The following is a 16,686-nucleotide window of genomic DNA, read 5'->3' as shown; positions in this document are numbered from 1 at the left end:
CCGTAGCGCCGATGGTAGTGTGGGGTCTCCCCATGCGAGAGTAGGACACTGCCAGGCATCAAATAAACGTTATCAGCGTGACGACTGGTAATGCGCAAATCGCAGAGCGCGATATTGCCAGCATCGAAAGATGCAACGTAAAAGAATCGGTGGAGCGGTAGTTCAGTTGGTTAGAATACCTGCCTGTCACGCAGGGGGTCGCGGGTTCGAGCCCCGTCCGTTCCGCCACTTATTTAATTATGCCTGCTTTATTAGCAGGCATAATGTTAAGCGAGATTTAGGGGCGTAGCTCAGTTGGTAGAGCACCGGTCTCCAAAACCGGGTGTCGCGAGTTCGAGTCTCTCCGCCCCTGCCATATTAAGAACCCTTTGCGAAAGCAAAGGGTTTTTTTTTGCCTATCATTTTTCTTCCTTACCGCTTTGGAATAGAGCGCTTTTGACGCTATATGCCGATGTTTGCCCGATCCTGGTTGCTTCATGTTCCTCCGAACTCTATCCTGCCGGCCTCCTGATTCTTATCTCGTTTTGCATTATCTTCTCTCAGAAGGCGATGAGCGCGTTTTGGTGTGATAGACAGGCATGACCACGATGACGGCGTTTAAGGCCGCCATAACGCTTTAGGCTGCGGTATTTAAAGGTATTTTAAGTAATTGCCGAATCAAAGGCTGTTGATCGCTGTTTTGCAACCAGACGGCATACAGTGGGCGGATAATCGGCGGGATCTCGGTGGCGGCCACCAACTGTGGATACTCTTTTTCCCACTGGCTGGGCAGGAAAGCACATCCACCCGTGGTTTCCAACAGCTGACGCGTCAGGTGAGCGGAGGTGGTAGTAAGCACCGGCACGTTATCACCTTCCAGTATGCGGCTTTCCTGTTGGTGGAAGTCGGCTCCCCATTCCAGCTTGATGTAGGGCATGGGGGCCTGTTTGTCACGATGCGCGGATGAGAACAGGCGTAATGAGAAATTGCTCAGTTGCTGGCTGGCCAATTCATCCATCTTAGGCGGTTCAGTGGTGATCAGTAAATCGAGCTGCCTTTCATGCAGTTGTTTTACCAAAGAGTGCCTTAATGCCACCCTGGCTTCTAGCTGCAGCGCTTCGCGTTGTTGATAGAGCGCCTGTAGCCAAGGGGTCAGATAGGCTTCCCACAGCGAAGCGGTAGCGCCGATCGACAACTCGGTGTGTTGCAGCGAACGCACGACCTCCTTTTTCGCCAGCTGCCAGGTGTTCATCAGGCTCTCGGCATAGGGCAGAAGCCGCTCGCCGGCAGGCGTCAGGCGGATATTATTGCGATGACGGGTAAATAAATTGGCGCCCAGCTGGTTTTCTAACTGACGGATGCGGAAACTGACCGCGGACTGCGTTAAGTACAAAGATTCTGCGGCTCTGCCAAAGTGACGCGTTCTACTGACCTCCAAAAAGGTTTTCAGTAATTCGGTATCCACACCTATCTCCAAAAAAATTTGTCGTTAAGATTTAAATGTTTTGTTTTACACGCTGTCAAGCCTATCTAATACTCCGCGCCATAAACAGCACGGCCATAAGAGAATTAGGAGCGTGTCAGATGGCGGATAGCTTCACCACGACCAATCGTTTTTTTGATAATAAACATTACCCTCGCGGGTTCTCCCGTCACGGCGATTTCACCATTAAAGAGGCGCAATTGCTAGAGCGCTTCGGCTACGCGTTTAACGAGCTGGACTCGGGCAAACGCCAGCCGGCCACTGAAGAAGAACAACTGTTCGTCGCAGTGTGCCGCGGTGAGCGCGAAGCGGCTACCGAGCAGGAAAAAGTATGGGCTAAATATCTGGCGCGCACACGTCGCCCGAAGAAATTCCATACTCTGTCCGGCGGTAAACCGCAGGCTGACGCAGTAGAAGATTACAGCGACAGCGAAGACTAAAGACGATGGGGCCTGCGGGCCCCATTTTCATTCCAGACTACGATGCAGTTGTAACAGCAGGCGGTCCATGCTGCGATAGCCCAGCGCTTCGCTGAGGTGGCGCCTGTCGAGCTCAGCATCTCCCGCCAAATCCGCCAGCGTGCGCGCCACTTTCAAGATGCGCTGCCAGGCGCGAACCGATAACCCCAGCGCGTTTAATGTCGCTTCCAAAAACTCGGCGTCTGCCGCCTGCAGAACGCAATCCCGTTCCACTTCGCGGTTGCTCAGCAGCGCGTTGACTTTACCGGCGCGTTCAAGTTGCCGGGCGCGTGCCAGCAGCACTCTTTTCCGCACTTGTTCGCTGCTTTCTCCGCGTGTTTTCCGATGACTGAGTGTTCCCGGCGGCAACAGCGGCACTTCGATAGACAGATCGAAACGGTCGAGAAAAGGCCCTGACAGCCGGGCCAGATAGCGCAACACCTTCTGCGGTGAGGCGCGATTGTGCAACCCCTGATAGTGCCCCGTCGGGCTGGGGTTCATTGCCGCGATCAGCTGCACTCTGGCGGGGAAACAGACCTTGGCGTTGGCGCGTGAAATCACGATCTCGCCGGATTCCAACGGCTCACGCAGCGCATCCAGTACCTTACGCTCGAATTCCGGCAGTTCATCCAGAAACAGCACGCCGTTATGCGCCATCGAGATCTCGCCCGGTCGCGGCAGTGAGCCGCCGCCGACCAATGCCGCCATCGAGGCGCTGTGGTGCGGTGCGCGAAACGGCCTCTGGCGCCATGGTAGGGCAGTGGGAATGTGATGCTGCAAGCTGGCGACCGCTAGACTTTCCAGCGCCTCAGGCTCCGTGAGCGGTGGCAGTAGGCCCGTGAGGCGGCTGGCCAGCATGGTTTTACCGGTGCCCGGCGGCCCAATCAGCAATAGGTTATGCCCGCCGGCGGCGGCGATCTCCAGTGCCCGCTTGGCCTGCTCCTGGCCGATGATATCGCGCAGATCGGCGCTGTCGCAGGCGGTGTCCGCAGCGGGAGGCGTGGCCGCCACCGGCAGTTCGCCCTGGCCGAGCAGAAAGGCGCAGACTTCCAACAGGTGCCGGGCGGTATGGGAGTGCGACTGCGCGATCAGGCCGACTTCGGCGGCGTTGTCCGTTGAGAGGATCAGTTGCCGCCCGGCATCAGTCGCCGCCAGCGCCGCCGGGATCGCGCCCCTGACCGCGCGCAGTGAGCCGGACAGCGCGAGCTCGCCAAGAAACTCGTAGCGCGCCAACGGTGCGAGGGGCAATTGCTCGGAGGCGGCGAGGATCGCCAGCGCTATCGGCAGATCGTAACGCCCGCCTTCTTTCGGCAGATCGGCGGGCGCCAAATTGACGGTGATGCGCCGGGCGGGAAAGGTGAAACCGTTATTGATCAGGGCGCTGCGCACCCGATCGCGCGCCTCTTTTACCGTGGTTTCCGGCAGGCCGACCAGCGTCAGGCCGGGCAGGCCATTGCTGATATGCACCTCCACCGTCACGGAAGGGGCCTGAACGCCGATGATGGCGCGGCTATAGATTACCGCCAGTGACATATCGCTCTCCTTGCTGAGGGCGACATGATGCGTGATTCATCTGGGCATTGCGCGGCGTTATTGGTGGTTTTTCGATGCATTTAGCAGAGTAATCGCTGATTTTCATCGAAATAAATGAGGTTGTGCGAGCCGCCTCGCAACCTGCGGCAATACCCATTAACAATTCGCTGAAGGCTGCAACATATTAGCGGCCCATACGCATTGCAACCATAGGGTTAACGGGTGTATTTAACAATTGATTAAAAGAAAAATCACTTATTTAACAAACCCCGACCGCCGCCGCATTCTGCCCGGCAGCCGCTAAACCTCCTGACTTCGTACTCTACGGTAGGGATAACACTATGTTTGGTTGGACCCCGCTGCAACGCAACGCGGCAATCGCCAGCTTTTCAAGCTGGACGCTCGACGCTTTCGATTTTTTCGTGCTGGTATTCTTACTCAGTGACATCGCGCAATCCTTTCACGTCGGTCTGGAACAGGTGACGTTGGCGATTTTGCTCACGCTGGCGGTGCGCCCGATTGGCGCGCTGATCTTCGGGCGTGCGGCGGAAAAATATGGCCGCAAGCCGATCCTGATGCTGAATATCGTCTTCTTCTCGGTGTTTGAGCTGCTCTCCGCCGCCGCGCCCTCGCTGACGGTCTTCTTGCTGTTGCGGGTGTTGTACGGCGTTGCGATGGGCGGCATCTGGGGCGTGGCGTCGTCGTTGGCGATGGAAACCATACCGGACCGCTCGCGCGGCCTGATGTCGGGCATTTTCCAGGCCGGCTATCCGTTCGGTTATCTGCTGGCGGCGGTGGTGTACGGCCTGCTGTTCGAAACGGTCGGCTGGCGCGGCATGTTTGTCATCGGCGCGGCGCCGATCCTGCTGCTGCCGTTTATTTATTATTGCGTGCAGGAGTCGCCGGTGTGGCTGGCGGCGCGTGAACGCAAGGAAAGCTCTGCCTTGCTGCCGGTGTTGAAGAGCCACTGGAAGCTGTGCTGCTATCTGGTGCTACTGATGGCGGCGTTCAATTTCTTCTCCCACGGCACGCAGGATCTGTATCCGGTGTTTCTGAAAGTTCAGCATGGTTTCGATCCAAAAACCGTCAGTATCATCGCCATTAGCTACAATATCGCGTCAATTATCGGCGGCGTTTTCTTCGGTTCGTTGTCGGAAAAGATCGGCCGCAAAAAAGCGATCATCATCGCCGCGTTGCTGGCGCTGCCGGTGATCCCGCTGTGGGCATTTTCCAGCGGTTCGCTGATGTTGGGGATCGGCGCTTTCCTGATGCAGTTCATGGTGCAGGGCGCCTGGGGCGTGGTGCCGACCTACCTGACTGAGCTGGTGCCGGCCAACACCCGCGCGGTGCTGCCGGGGTTCGTGTACCAGTTGGGTAACCTGATCGCTTCGGTCAACGCCACGCTGCAGGCGACCATCGCCGAACATCATGGGCATAATTACGGCCTGGCGATGGCGATCGTCGCCGGTACGGTGGCGCTGGCGATCGCCCTGTTGGTGTTCTTCGGCAAGGATACGCGCGGTAAGGCGATAACAGACGCGGTGAAAAATCCGGGCGTGCGCGCCAACGTGTGAAATCCGGGCTATTCGCGTGAGGTATGACCAGATTGCGCCGAATAATAACGCAAAAAAAGTGTTGTCATGCCGCGCGCGACTATGGTACCTCTGTAAGCATTAGTTCTGAATGAGCACAGTGAACAAACCCATTATGAAAGCCTTTGCCCAAGTGATTAGCCTAGTCGTGATTAGCGTGGTGGTGATTATTATCCCACCGTGCGGGGCTGCACTTGGACGAAGAAAGGCTTAGCAAACAAGCCGGAATCGCAAGAGAACCCCCGCACCGTCAGGTCCGGGGGTTTTTTATTGGCAAGAGAAAAGTGGAGCAAGGGGCAGAGCATGAAAAACAGAACAAAATCCTGCGGTTGTCGAAGTAAGGCGGGGAAATAACTATGAATGGCGCTCAGTGGGTAGTTCAAGCGTTGCGTGCGCAGGGTGTGGATACCGTATTCGGCTATCCGGGCGGGGCAATCATGCCGGTGTACGATGCGTTGTACGACGGCGGTGTGGAACACCTGCTGTGCCGCCATGAACAGGGCGCCGCGATGGCCGCCATCGGCTACGCCCGCGCCACCGGCAAAGTCGGCGTTTGCATCGCCACTTCCGGCCCCGGCGCCACCAACCTGATCACCGGCCTGGCTGATGCGCTGCTCGATTCCGTTCCCGTTGTCGCCATCACCGGTCAGGTGGGTTCCGCGCTGATCGGCACCGATGCCTTTCAGGAGATCGATGTTCTCGGCCTGTCCTTGGCCTGCACCAAACACAGCTTCCTGGTGGAATCGCTGGACGCGCTGCCGGGCATTATGGCGGAAGCCTTCGCCATCGCCGCCGGCGGCCGTCCTGGCCCGGTGCTGATCGATATCCCGAAAGACATCCAGCTGGCGCAGGGCGACTTGCACCCGCATCTGATACCGGTCGATGAAGCGCCGGCATTCCCGGCGGCGGCGTTGGCGGAGGCGGCCGAGCTGCTGGCGCAGGCGCACAAACCGATGCTGTACGTCGGCGGCGGCGTGGGCATGGCGCAGGCGGTGCCGGCGCTGCGCGAGTTCATCGCCGTGACCCGCATGCCGAACGTCGCCACCCTGAAGGGGCTGGGCGCGCCGGATGCGCAAGATCCGCTGTACCTCGGCATGCTGGGCATGCACGGCACCAGGGCCGCCAACCTGGCGGTGCAGGAGTGCGATCTGCTGATTGCCGTCGGCGCGCGTTTCGATGACCGCGTAACCGGCAAACTGAACGCCTTCGCGCCGCACGCCAAAGTGATCCACATGGATATCGACCCGGCGGAAATGAGCAAGCTGCGCCAGGCGCATGTGGCCCTGCAGGGCGATCTGAAAGCGTTGCTGCCGGCGTTGCAGCGCCCGCTGAACATCGCCCCCTGGCAGCAGCAGGTGACGGCGCTGAAAGCCGACCACGCCTGCCGCTACGATCACCCCGGCCAGCCGATCTACGCGCCGCTGTTCTTGCGCCAGCTGTCCGCCCGCAAGCCGGCCAACAGCGTAGTGACCACCGACGTGGGCCAGCACCAGATGTGGAGCGCGCAGCACATGACGTTCGAACGCCCGGAGAATTTCATCACCTCCAGCGGCCTCGGCACCATGGGGTTCGGCGTGCCGGCGGCAGTAGGGGCCCAGATCGCGCGCCCGCAAGATACGGTGATCTGCGTCTCGGGCGACGGCTCTTTCATGATGAACGTGCAGGAACTGGGCACCATCAAGCGCAAACAGCTGCCGCTGAAGATCGTGCTGCTGGACAACCAGCGCCTCGGAATGGTGCGTCAATGGCAGCAGCTGTTCTTCGACGGCCGCTACAGTGAAACCAACCTGTCCGATAACCCCGACTTCCTGATGCTGGCCGCCGCCTTCGGCATTCCCGGCCAGCGCATCAGCCGCAAGGATCAGGTGGAGGGCGCGCTCGAGGCGCTGTTCAACACCGAAGGCCCTTATCTGCTGCAGGTCTCTATCGACGAACTCGAAAATGTCTGGCCGCTGGTACCGCCGGGCGCCGGCAACGAAACCATGTTGGAGGAAATATCATGATGCAGCATCAACTCTCGATCCAGGCGCGTTTTCGCCCCGAAATGTTAGAGCGCGTATTGCGGGTCGTGCGTCATCGCGGCTTTCAGGTTTGTGCTATGAATATGGTTTCCCCGGCCAACGCCGACAGCATCAATATCGAATTGACCGTTGCCAGCCCGCGTCCGGTTGCCCTGTTGTCATCTCAATTAAGCAAACTGATGGACGTCTCCTGCGTCGAGATCCAGCAGCCAACATCACAACAAATACGCGCCTGAGGCGCCGAGAAGGATAAATAACAATGACAAAGAAAGCCGATTACATTTGGTTCAATGGTGAGATGGTTCCCTGGGCCGAGGCCAAAGTGCACGTGATGTCGCACGCGCTGCATTACGGCACGTCGGTATTTGAGGGGGTGCGCTGCTACGACTCGCACTTGGGGCCGGTAGTGTTCCGTCATCGCGAGCATATGCAGCGCCTGCACGATTCGGCGAAAATCTACCGCATGCCGGTTTCGCAAAGCGTTGACGAACTGATGGAAGCCTGCCGCGTCACGTTGCGCAAGAACAACCTGGTCAGCGCGTACATCCGCCCGCTGGTGTTCGTCGGCGATGTCGGCATGGGCGTCAACCCGCCGGCCGGTTACAAAACGGACGTGATTATCGCGGCGTTTCCTTGGGGCGCTTATCTGGGTGAAGAAGCGCTGGATCAAGGCATCGACGCGATGGTCTCCTCCTGGCACCGCGTCGCACCAAACACCATCCCCACCGCGGCCAAGGCCGGCGGCAACTATCTTTCCTCTCTGCTGGTGGGCAGCGAAGCGCGTCGCCACGGCTATCAGGAAGGCATTGCGCTAGACGTGCACGGCTACATTTCTGAAGGGGCGGGCGAGAACCTGTTTGAAGTGAAAGACGGCGTGATTTACACCCCGCCGTTCACCTCTTCGGCGCTGCCGGGCATCACCCGCGACGCGATCATCAAGCTGGCGAAAGACATGGGCTTCGAAGTGCGTGAGCAGGTGCTGTCGCGCGAATCGCTGTACCTGGCCGACGAAGTGTTCATGTCCGGCACCGCGGCGGAAATCACGCCGGTGCGCAGCGTGGACGGCATTCAGGTCGGCATCGGCAAATGCGGCCCGGTGACCAAACAGATCCAGCAGGCGTTCTTCGGCCTGTTCAGCGGCAAGACAGAAGACAAATACGGCTGGCTGGATCCGGTCAATCCGTAACGACAAGACAGACAGATAAGAATATCCAGGCGGTTCGTTCGCCGCCTGTCATAAATACATTTGGAGTGAAAAGAGCATGCCTAAGTACCGTTCCGCCACCACCACCCACGGCCGCAATATGGCGGGTGCCCGCGCATTGTGGCGCGCGACCGGGATGACCGACGCCGATTTCGGCAAGCCGATCATCGCCGTGGTCAACTCCTTTACCCAGTTCGTGCCGGGCCACGTGCATCTGCGCGATCTGGGCAAACTGGTCGCCGAACAGATCGAAGCCTCCGGCGGCGTGGCCAAAGAGTTCAACACCATCGCGGTGGATGACGGCATCGCCATGGGCCATGGCGGCATGCTCTATTCCCTGCCGTCGCGCGAGCTGATCGCCGACTCGGTCGAATATATGGTGAACGCCCACTGCGCCGACGCGATGGTGTGCATCTCCAACTGCGACAAGATCACCCCGGGCATGCTGATGGCGGCGTTGCGCCTGAATATCCCGGTGATCTTCGTCTCCGGCGGCCCGATGGAAGCCGGCAAGACCAAACTCTCCAATCAGATCATCAAGCTGGATCTGGTGGATGCGATGATCCAGGGCGCGAACCCGAACGTCAGCGACGCCGACAGCGAGCAGATCGAGCGTTCCGCCTGCCCGACCTGCGGTTCCTGCTCCGGCATGTTTACCGCCAACTCGATGAACTGCCTGACCGAAGCGCTGGGCCTGTCGCAGCCGGGCAACGGCTCGTTGCTGGCCACTCACGCCGATCGCAAAGCGCTGTTCCTCAACGCCGGCAAGCGCATCGTCGAGCTGACCAAACGCTATTACGAGCAGGACGACGAGAGCGCGCTGCCGCGCAATATCGCCAACAAGGCGGCGTTTGAGAACGCCATGACGCTGGACATCGCCATGGGCGGCTCGACCAACACTGTGCTGCACCTGCTGGCTTCGGCGCAGGAAGGCGAGGTGGACTTCACCATGGAAGACATCGATCGCCTGTCGCGCAAAGTGCCGCACCTGTGCAAGGTGGCGCCGAGCACGCAGAAATACCACATGGAAGACGTGCACCGCGCCGGCGGCGTAATCGGCATCCTCGGCGAGCTGGATCGCGCCGGCTTGCTGAACCGCGAGGTGAACAATGTGCTGGGGCTGACCCTGCCGCAGACGCTGGAAGCCTACGACGTGATGCTGACCCGCGACGAAAGCGTCAAGAAAATGTACTCCGCCGGGCCGGCCGGTATCCGCACCACGCAGGCATTCTCTCAGGACTGCCGCTGGGATTCGCTGGACACCGACCGCAAGGAGGGCTGCATCCGCACCCGTGAGCACGCCTACAGTCAGGACGGCGGGCTGGCGGTGCTGTACGGCAACCTGGCGGAAAATGGCTGTATCGTCAAAACCGCTGGCGTAGACAAGGAAATCCTCACCTTCCGCGGACCGGCCAAAGTCTATGAAAGCCAGGATGATGCGGTAGAAGCTATCCTCGGCGGCAAAGTGGTGGCGGGCGACGTGGTCGTTATCCGTTACGAAGGGCCGAAAGGCGGGCCGGGCATGCAGGAAATGCTTTACCCAACCACGTATCTGAAATCGATGGGGCTGGGCAAGGCGTGTGCGCTGATCACCGACGGGCGTTTCTCCGGCGGCACCTCCGGGCTGTCCATCGGCCACGCCTCGCCGGAGGCGGCCAACGGCGGCCTGATCGCCCTGGTGCAGGACGGCGACATGATCGCGATCGACATTCCGCATCGCGGCATCCAGCTGGACGTCAGCGAGCAGGAGCTGGCGGCGCGGCATGAGGCGGAACTGGCGCGCGGCGATGCGGCCTGGACGCCGAAAAACCGTGAACGTCAGGTGTCCTTCGCGCTGCGCGCTTACGCCTCGTTGGCCACCAGCGCCGACAAAGGCGCGGTGCGCGACAAGAGCAAACTGGGGGGATAAGCAGTATGGCGGTCTCTCAACCCCTACCCAGCGCCCCCTGCGGCGCGGAATATCTGCGAGCGGTACTGCGCTCGCCGGTCTACGAGGTGGCGCAGGTCACCCCGTTGCAGGCCATGAGCAAAATCTCTTCGCGCCTCGGCAACACCATTTTGGTGAAGCGCGAAGATCGCCAGCCGGTGCACAGCTTCAAGCTGCGCGGGGCCTATGCGATGATCGCCGGGCTGGACGAAGAGCAGAAGGCGCGCGGCGTCGTAACGGCTTCGGCCGGCAACCACGCGCAGGGCGTCGCCTTCTCCGGTAAACGGCTGGGGATCAAAACGCTGATCGTGATGCCGGTGTCCACCGCGGACATCAAGGTGGATGCGGTGCGCGGTTTCGGCGGCGAAGTGCTGCTGCATGGCGCCAATTTCGACGAGGCCAAGGCGAAGGCGATCGAGCTTTCCCAACAGCAAGGAATGACCTTCGTGCCGCCGTTCGATCATCCGACGGTGATCGCCGGGCAGGGCACGCTGGCGATGGAGCTGCTGCAGCAAGACGCGCATCTGGATCGGGTCTTCGTGCCGGTCGGCGGCGGCGGCCTGGCCGCCGGGGTGGCGGTGCTGATCAAGCAGCTGATGCCGCAGATCAAAGTGATTGGCGTCGAAGCGGAAGACTCCGCCTGCCTGCGCGCGGCGCTGGATGCCGGCCATCCGGTGGATCTGGCGCGCGTCGGGCTGTTCGCTGAAGGCGTGGCGGTGAAGCGCATCGGCGACGAAACCTTCCGCCTGTGCCGTGAGTATCTGGACGACGTGATCACCGTGGACAGCGACGCCATCTGCGCGGCGGTCAAAGATCTGTTCGAGGACGTGCGCGCCATTGCCGAACCTTCCGGCGCGCTGGCGCTGGCGGGGCTGAAAAAGTACGTGCAGCAGCACAACATTCAGGGCGAGCGTCTGGCGCACGTGCTGTCCGGCGCCAACCTCAACTTCCACGGGCTGCGCTACGTTTCCGAACGTTGCGAACTGGGCGAACAACGCGAAGCGCTGTTGGCGGTAACCATTCCGGAACAGCAGGGCAGCTTCCTCAAGTTCTGCCAACTGCTGGGCGGCCGCTCGGTGACCGAATTCAACTACCGCTACGCCGATGCCGACAATGCCTGCATTTTCGTCGGCGTGCGTCTGACGCGCGGCCACGCCGAACGGCGGGAGATCATCGACGAACTCAACGCCGACGGTTATCAGGTGGTGGATCTGTCGGACGACGAGATGGCCAAGCTGCACGTGCGCTACATGGTGGGCGGGCGTCCGTCGAAGCCGCTGCGCGAACGGCTGTACAGCTTTGAGTTTCCGGAGTCGCCGGGCGCGCTGCTGAAGTTCTTGCAGACGCTGGGCACGCACTGGAACATTTCGCTGTTCCACTATCGCAGCCACGGCACCGACTTCGGCCGGGTGCTGGCGGCCTTCGAGCTGGCGCAAAGCGAGCCGGAATTCGAGCGGCACCTGCAGGCGCTGGGCTACGATTGCCACGACGAAACCGACAACCCGGCGTTCCGCTTCTTTTTGCAGGGGTGAGTCGGATTGATAAGCAACCGTGACGCGTTAGTCAGTTTATGGGTTGCATGGTTGTGATTTTGTCGTGCATTTTTATACTGCCAAGACTTCTGACGTATAGGGATGCACGACAATGAAAACCGCTTTTTCTACGCCGTTCGGTTCCCCCGAAGACGATTTGACCAACGCCGAGTTTGCCCGCTTGTTGGGCAATACCGGTGTACAAGAATTCTATCGCGATATTAATCTGCAAGCCTTGCAGGACTCGCTGGACTGCAGCCTCGCCTTTCATGGCGTGGGCATTATTTTTTCCGACGGGCAGAACTCATTTTTAGTCCGCCCGACGCAGCACACCGGTTACTCAAACGCTTCGCAGGTTACCCACGTGGTCATCAGCAAAACGGTGGCTCATACTTCACGCGTTGCCGCGACCAATACGCTGTCGGAAGCGTTGAGCAAACCCAGCGTCAGCAAAGAGTTGGCCTCGGCCGCGCTGTCGTGCGGAACGCTGCTGGTATCGGTATTTTTACTGGCGTCGGGCAGCGTCGCCGTGCCGTTTACCGGCGGCACCAGCTCGGCGGTGGCTTATCTGGGTTATGCCGGCATGGCCGCCAGCGCGTTGCAGTGCGGCAATGGGCTGTACCGCGTCAACAAGCTTTATGACGGGAAAGGCGATGAACTGGCTCAGCTCGACTCAGAACAGTGGTATATCGCTACCAGTACCGTGCTCGATGTGATCTCGCTGGCCAGTGCCGGGGCTGCCCTGAAGGAAGCGACGATGACCTACCGCGCCATGCGCCGCATTTCGGCGCGCAAGGCGACGGAATGGCTGAAAAGCATGCCCCGTAGCGAAAGGAAGCGGCTGACCGAAAACATCATTCGGGCGGAAAATCCGGGAATTTCCAATAACGTCTTGAAAGAGATGGTGAAGAACGGCTTATACCCGAAGCGCTACCCGACGGAAGCGATCCAAAACGGGCTGCGCCAGCAATTGCATTCGGCGCTCAATAACTCATTGACGTTCGTGGGCAGCGGCATCAGCGGCACCCTGTCTGCGCCGGTGAATGTGAAAACCACCGGGCAGTATTTTGTGGGCATTATGCAGAAATTGCCGCAGATGGTGAGGTAATGGCGGACTGGATGATTAAACGTCTGATCGCGCAGGGCCGGGAGATGGAACGCCAAATCGCGGCGCGCGATGGCGCGCTTTTCGCCGGTGTGGATGCGCAGCTCGAGCAGCATTTCCTGACGCCGGGCCAGCGGCTGTCGCCGCCGGGCGTCGGCAATGTCATGTTGCTGATGGTTTGCCTGGCGCTGGGGCTGGCGGGCGTGATGGGCCTGGCCACGGACGTGGCGGCCGCCTGGAGCGGCAAGACTTCCGCCGCCGTTCTCATGGGCAGCGGCGCGATCGTGGCGGTGTGGATGACGTTGATCCTGTTCCAACTGGTGCAGGGTAAAAACAGCGGGGTGGTATTGCTGCAATATTACCTTGGCATGCTCGGCCTGTTTTGCCTTGGCGCCGCGGCGGCGTGGGCGGCGGGGATGACCGGCATCGCCACTGTCGCCATGCTGCTGGGGGGCGTGGTTGGCGGGGCGCTATTCAGCAACCGGGCGGCGTTCTATCTCTATGTCGCTTATTTTCGCACGCGTCGGCGCGTATTTATCAAACGCCGTTGGCAGAGAGAAGATCTGCGCAACACCCGATAAACCGTCAGAACGGAAAAACTTATGACGCAACCCTTCTCCGGCTTTAGCCAGCAGGGTCTGAATTTCCTGCAGCAGGTGCGGATCGAGAACGATAAGGCGTGGTTCGACGGCAACCGCGACATCTACGATCGCGAGCTGCTGGCGCCGTTTCGCGCGCTGGTGGAGCAGTTGGCTCCCGGCATGCTGGCGATCGACCCGCAGTTCGAGACTCGCCCGGCGATCGGCAAAACGCTGTCGCGCATTCATCGCGATACGCGCTTTTCACATGACAAATCGCGCTACCGCAGCCGCATGTGGCTGACGTTCAAGCGCCCGAGCAAAGACTGGAAAGACGCGCCGGTCTACTTTTTCGAACTGGGGCCGGACATGCTGCGCTATGGGCTCGGCTACTACAGCGCCAACAAGCCGACCATGGATCTGTTCCGCCATACGCTGAGGCAGCGGCCGCAGCCTTTCCTTGAGGTGGCCGCCTGCTGCCGGCCGCCATTCGAGCTGGTGGGCGAAAGCTACAAGCGCCCGCTGGTTAAGGAGCAGGCGGCGGAGATCGCCACCTGGTACAACCGCAAGTCGTTCGCGGTGATGGTGACCGACAGCGAAGTGGAAAAGCTGTTCAGCGCCGATCTGGCGCCGCTGCTGGCCGGGGCATTTTTGCAGCTTGAGCCGCTCTACCACTGGCTGATGCAGGTAGAGACGATGAAGCAGGTCGATCCAGCGGATCTGTAAACCCCGCGTCAGCGGGGATGCAGCAAGCGCCAAAAGGCGTCGATCAGCGGATCGCTGAGGCGCTTTTTCTGAACGCAGACCCCCAGCTCGAACGGTTCGACCATCGAGATGTTATCCAGCTGCGAGATGCGGTTGCGTACCGGCTCCGGGCTGTTGTCCACCACTACGCTCGGGATCAGTGCGATGCCGCAGCCCAGAGCGACCATCGACACGATGGCTTCGTGGCCGCCGACGGTGGCGTAAATCAGCGGATTGCTGATGCGGTGGCGGCGGAACCACAGCTCGATGCGTTTTCGCGAAGGGCCGTGCTCCGGCAGGATGAACGGGATCTCGGCCCAGTCGGGCCTGTCGGCGAACGCCTGGCTGCGCACCGCGCAGGGCAGCGCCGGCGCGATCAGTACCAGCGGGATTTCGCCGATTTTGGTGAACGCCACGCTGGCGGGCAGCGTTTCCGGCCGGCCGGCGATGCCGAGATCGGCCTCGTTGGATTGCACTTTGTCGACCGCGTCGGCGGCGTCGCCGGTGGTCAGCTTAATCTCCACCAGCGGGTGCTGCGCGCGGAAGCGATCGAGGATCGGCGGCAGGTGGCTGTACGCCGCGGTCACCGAGCAGAACAGCCGCAGTTCGCCGCTCAGCGAAGGGCCGTGCTGGCCGAGCGAGTGCTTCAGCTGCTGATATTGCAGCAGCGTTTGCTGGGCGAATTCTTTCAGCTGTTCGCCGGCGTCGGTCAGCTGCACGGTGCGGTTATCGCGCAGGAACAGCGGCTGCCCGAGGATCTCTTCCAGCCGCTGGATCTGGCGGGAGAGCGTCGACGGGCTGACGTGCATCGCCTTGGCGGTGCGCCCGAAGTGATGGCTTTCGGCCAGATGCAGGAACAGCTTTAAATCACGTAAATCCATATCGATACGCTCGCAGTGAGTGTGTTGCATAAATTGCAATGTCACGTTCTTAATATATCAATTTAAGCAACGCATTTCCTGTTATACATTGAGTTTAACGAATCTCCGCACAGACAGGGCGGGGAATGAAAATAACAATGCAAGACAACATCAAACCGGAGTACCACCATGGCTAACTATTTCAACACATTGAACCTGCGTCAGCAGTTGGCGCAATTGGGTAAATGCCGCTTTATGGCGCGCGACGAATTTGCTGACGAAGCCGGCTACCTGAAAGGTAAAAAAGTGGTGATTGTCGGCTGTGGCGCCCAGGGCCTGAACCAGGGGCTGAACATGCGCGACTCCGGCCTGGACGTCGCCTATGCCCTGCGCAAAGAAGCGATCGACGAGAAGCGCGCTTCCTGGCGCAAGGCGACCGAAAACGGCTTCAAGGTCGGCACCTACGAAGACCTGATCCCGCAGGCGGATCTGGTGGTCAACCTGACGCCGGACAAGCAGCACTCTTCCGTGGTGCGCGCGGTGCAGCCGCTGATGAAAGACGGCGCGGCGCTGGGTTACTCCCACGGCTTCAACATCGTTGAAGTGGGTGAGCAGGTGCGTAAAGATATCACCGTGGTGATGGTCGCGCCGAAATGCCCGGGCACCGAAGTGCGTGAAGAGTACAAGCGCGGCTTCGGCGTGCCGACCCTGATTGCGGTTCACCCGGAAAACGATCCGAAAGGCGAAGGCATGGCGATTGCCAAGGCCTGGGCGGCGGCCACCGGCGGCCACCGCGCCGGCGTGCTGGAGTCCTCATTCGTCGCCGAAGTGAAATCCGACCTGATGGGCGAGCAGACCATTCTGTGCGGCATGCTGCAGGCGGGTTCGCTGCTGTGCTTCGATAAGTTGGTTGCTGAGGGCACCGATCCGGCTTACGCCGAGAAACTGATTCAGTTCGGCTGGGAAACCATCACCGAAGCGCTGAAGCAGGGCGGCATCACCCTGATGATGGATCGCCTGTCCAACCCGGCCAAGCTGCGTGCCTATGCGCTGTCCGAACAGCTGAAAACCATCATGGCGCCGCTGTTCCAGAAGCACATGGACGACATCATCTCCGGCGCGTTCTCCAGCGGCATGATGGCCGACTGGGCGGAAGACGACGTGAAATTGCTGACCTGGCGCGAAGAGACCGGCAAAACCGCGTTCGAGAATGCGCCGCAGTTTGAAGGCAAAATCAGCGAGCAAGAGTACTTCGATCACGGCGTGCTGATGGTGGCAATGGTGAAAGCGGGCGTTGAGCTGGCGTTCGAAACTATGGTCGATGCCGGCATCATCGAAGAGTCGGCTTACTATGAGTCGCTGCACGAGCTGCCGCTGATCGCCAACACCATTGCGCGCAAACGTCTGTATGAAATGAACGTGGTTATCTCCGATACCGCAGAGTACGGCAACTACCTGTTCGCCAACGCGGCGGTGCCGCTGCTGAAGGACTTCATGACCACCCTGCAGGCGGGCGATTTGGGCAAAGCCGCGGCGGGTACGGCGGTGGACAACGCGCAGCTGCGTGACGTGAACGAAGCGGTGCGCAGCCACCCGATCGAAACCGTCGGCCGCAAACTGCGTGGCTACATGACCGACATGAAACGCATCGCCGTTGCGGGCTGATTTCC

At 60.2% G+C, this 16,686-nt stretch carries 15 protein-coding genes and 2 tRNA genes; 14 read left to right on the top strand and 3 right to left on the bottom strand.

The window, feature by feature from the left end; genetic code table 11:
* The first annotated feature begins 151 nt into the window (after positions 1-151).
* Both ACJ8HH_RS21580 and ACJ8HH_RS21575 read left to right on the top strand, forming a co-directional pair.
* A tRNA-Asp gene (locus ACJ8HH_RS21580) sits at positions 152-228 on the top strand.
* A 51-nt stretch (positions 229-279) separates the two neighbouring features.
* Positions 280-355: transfer RNA gene (locus ACJ8HH_RS21575), tRNA-Trp, on the top strand.
* Positions 356-616: 261 nt separating this feature from the next.
* On the opposite strand, the gene hdfR is transcribed toward ACJ8HH_RS21575, so the two are convergent.
* Entirely contained in the window at positions 617-1,444 is an 828-nt protein-coding gene (hdfR, locus tag ACJ8HH_RS21570) for an HTH-type transcriptional regulator HdfR (protein ID WP_033649961.1), read from the bottom strand.
* Between the two features lie 119 nt (positions 1,445-1,563).
* On the opposite strand from hdfR, the gene ACJ8HH_RS21565 reads away from it, so the two are divergent.
* The gene (locus tag ACJ8HH_RS21565) at positions 1,564-1,902 is read left to right on the top strand and encodes a DUF413 domain-containing protein (RefSeq protein WP_004929946.1); all 339 of its coding nucleotides are present in this window, start codon (positions 1,564-1,566) and stop codon (positions 1,900-1,902) included.
* Between the two features lie 27 nt (positions 1,903-1,929).
* Here the strand turns inward: ACJ8HH_RS21565 and ACJ8HH_RS21560 are convergent, their stop codons facing one another.
* A complete protein-coding gene (locus ACJ8HH_RS21560) occupies positions 1,930-3,453 on the bottom strand; it encodes a YifB family Mg chelatase-like AAA ATPase (protein WP_060452237.1) in 1,524 nt (507 codons plus the stop codon).
* Positions 3,454-3,794: 341 nt separating this feature from the next.
* Between ACJ8HH_RS21560 and ACJ8HH_RS21555 the strand changes: the two genes are divergently transcribed.
* The 10 genes from ACJ8HH_RS21555 (at position 3,795) to ACJ8HH_RS21510 (ending at position 14,138) form a co-directional block, all read left to right on the top strand.
* Positions 3,795-5,027 carry an MFS transporter gene (locus ACJ8HH_RS21555; protein ID WP_033636415.1) on the top strand — a complete coding sequence of 411 codons (1,233 nt, stop codon included), beginning with the start codon at positions 3,795-3,797 and terminating at the stop codon, positions 5,025-5,027.
* 133 nt (positions 5,028-5,160) lie between these two features.
* Positions 5,161-5,259 carry an ilv operon leader peptide gene (gene ilvL, locus ACJ8HH_RS21550; protein WP_013814970.1) on the top strand — a complete coding sequence of 33 codons (99 nt, stop codon included), beginning with the start codon at positions 5,161-5,163 and terminating at the stop codon, positions 5,257-5,259.
* A 142-nt stretch (positions 5,260-5,401) separates the two neighbouring features.
* Positions 5,402-7,048, top strand: coding sequence for an acetolactate synthase 2 catalytic subunit (ilvG, locus tag ACJ8HH_RS21545; RefSeq protein ID WP_060452236.1), 1,647 nt, complete (start codon positions 5,402-5,404; stop codon positions 7,046-7,048).
* Positions 7,045-7,302, top strand: coding sequence for an acetolactate synthase 2 small subunit (gene ilvM, locus ACJ8HH_RS21540; protein WP_004929955.1), 258 nt, complete (start codon positions 7,045-7,047; stop codon positions 7,300-7,302). The genes ilvG and ilvM overlap by 4 nt, the downstream gene beginning before the upstream one ends.
* Before the next feature lie 23 nt (positions 7,303-7,325).
* Complete coding sequence (locus tag ACJ8HH_RS21535) at positions 7,326-8,252, top strand: branched-chain amino acid transaminase (RefSeq protein ID WP_060388459.1); 927 nt, start codon at positions 7,326-7,328, stop codon at positions 8,250-8,252.
* Between the two features lie 76 nt (positions 8,253-8,328).
* On the top strand, positions 8,329-10,179 hold the full coding sequence (gene ilvD / locus ACJ8HH_RS21530; protein WP_033649965.1) for a dihydroxy-acid dehydratase: 1,851 nt from the start codon (positions 8,329-8,331) through the stop codon (positions 10,177-10,179).
* A gap of 5 nt (positions 10,180-10,184) precedes the next feature.
* Complete coding sequence (gene ilvA / locus ACJ8HH_RS21525) at positions 10,185-11,729, top strand: threonine ammonia-lyase, biosynthetic (protein WP_015379394.1); 1,545 nt, start codon at positions 10,185-10,187, stop codon at positions 11,727-11,729.
* 112 nt (positions 11,730-11,841) lie between these two features.
* Complete coding sequence (locus ACJ8HH_RS21520; RefSeq protein WP_033654501.1) at positions 11,842-12,837, top strand: hypothetical protein; 996 nt, start codon at positions 11,842-11,844, stop codon at positions 12,835-12,837.
* Positions 12,837-13,415, top strand: a complete 579-nt coding sequence (locus tag ACJ8HH_RS21515) for a hypothetical protein (protein ID WP_060388457.1) — start codon at positions 12,837-12,839, stop codon at positions 13,413-13,415. Before ACJ8HH_RS21520 ends, ACJ8HH_RS21515 begins: the two co-directional genes overlap by 1 nt.
* A 21-nt stretch (positions 13,416-13,436) precedes the next feature.
* Positions 13,437-14,138, top strand: coding sequence for a DUF2461 domain-containing protein (locus tag ACJ8HH_RS21510; RefSeq protein ID WP_060388456.1), 702 nt, complete (start codon positions 13,437-13,439; stop codon positions 14,136-14,138).
* An 8-nt stretch (positions 14,139-14,146) separates the two neighbouring features.
* On the opposite strand, the gene ilvY is transcribed toward ACJ8HH_RS21510, so the two are convergent.
* Positions 14,147-15,037, bottom strand: a complete 891-nt coding sequence (gene ilvY, locus ACJ8HH_RS21505) for an HTH-type transcriptional activator IlvY (RefSeq protein WP_033636409.1) — start codon at positions 15,035-15,037, stop codon at positions 14,147-14,149.
* A gap of 168 nt (positions 15,038-15,205) precedes the next feature.
* Between ilvY and ilvC the strand changes: the two genes are divergently transcribed.
* The gene (ilvC, locus tag ACJ8HH_RS21500) at positions 15,206-16,681 is read left to right on the top strand and encodes a ketol-acid reductoisomerase (RefSeq protein ID WP_038874693.1); all 1,476 of its coding nucleotides are present in this window, start codon (positions 15,206-15,208) and stop codon (positions 16,679-16,681) included.
* The last annotated feature ends 5 nt before the right edge of the window (positions 16,682-16,686 follow it).

Source organism: Serratia sp. CY32780, from assembly GCF_052169135.1.
In the GTDB taxonomy this organism is placed as follows: Bacteria; Pseudomonadota; Gammaproteobacteria; order Enterobacterales; family Enterobacteriaceae; genus Serratia; species Serratia sarumanii.
This window is presented reverse-complemented; position numbering and strand designations above follow the sequence as displayed.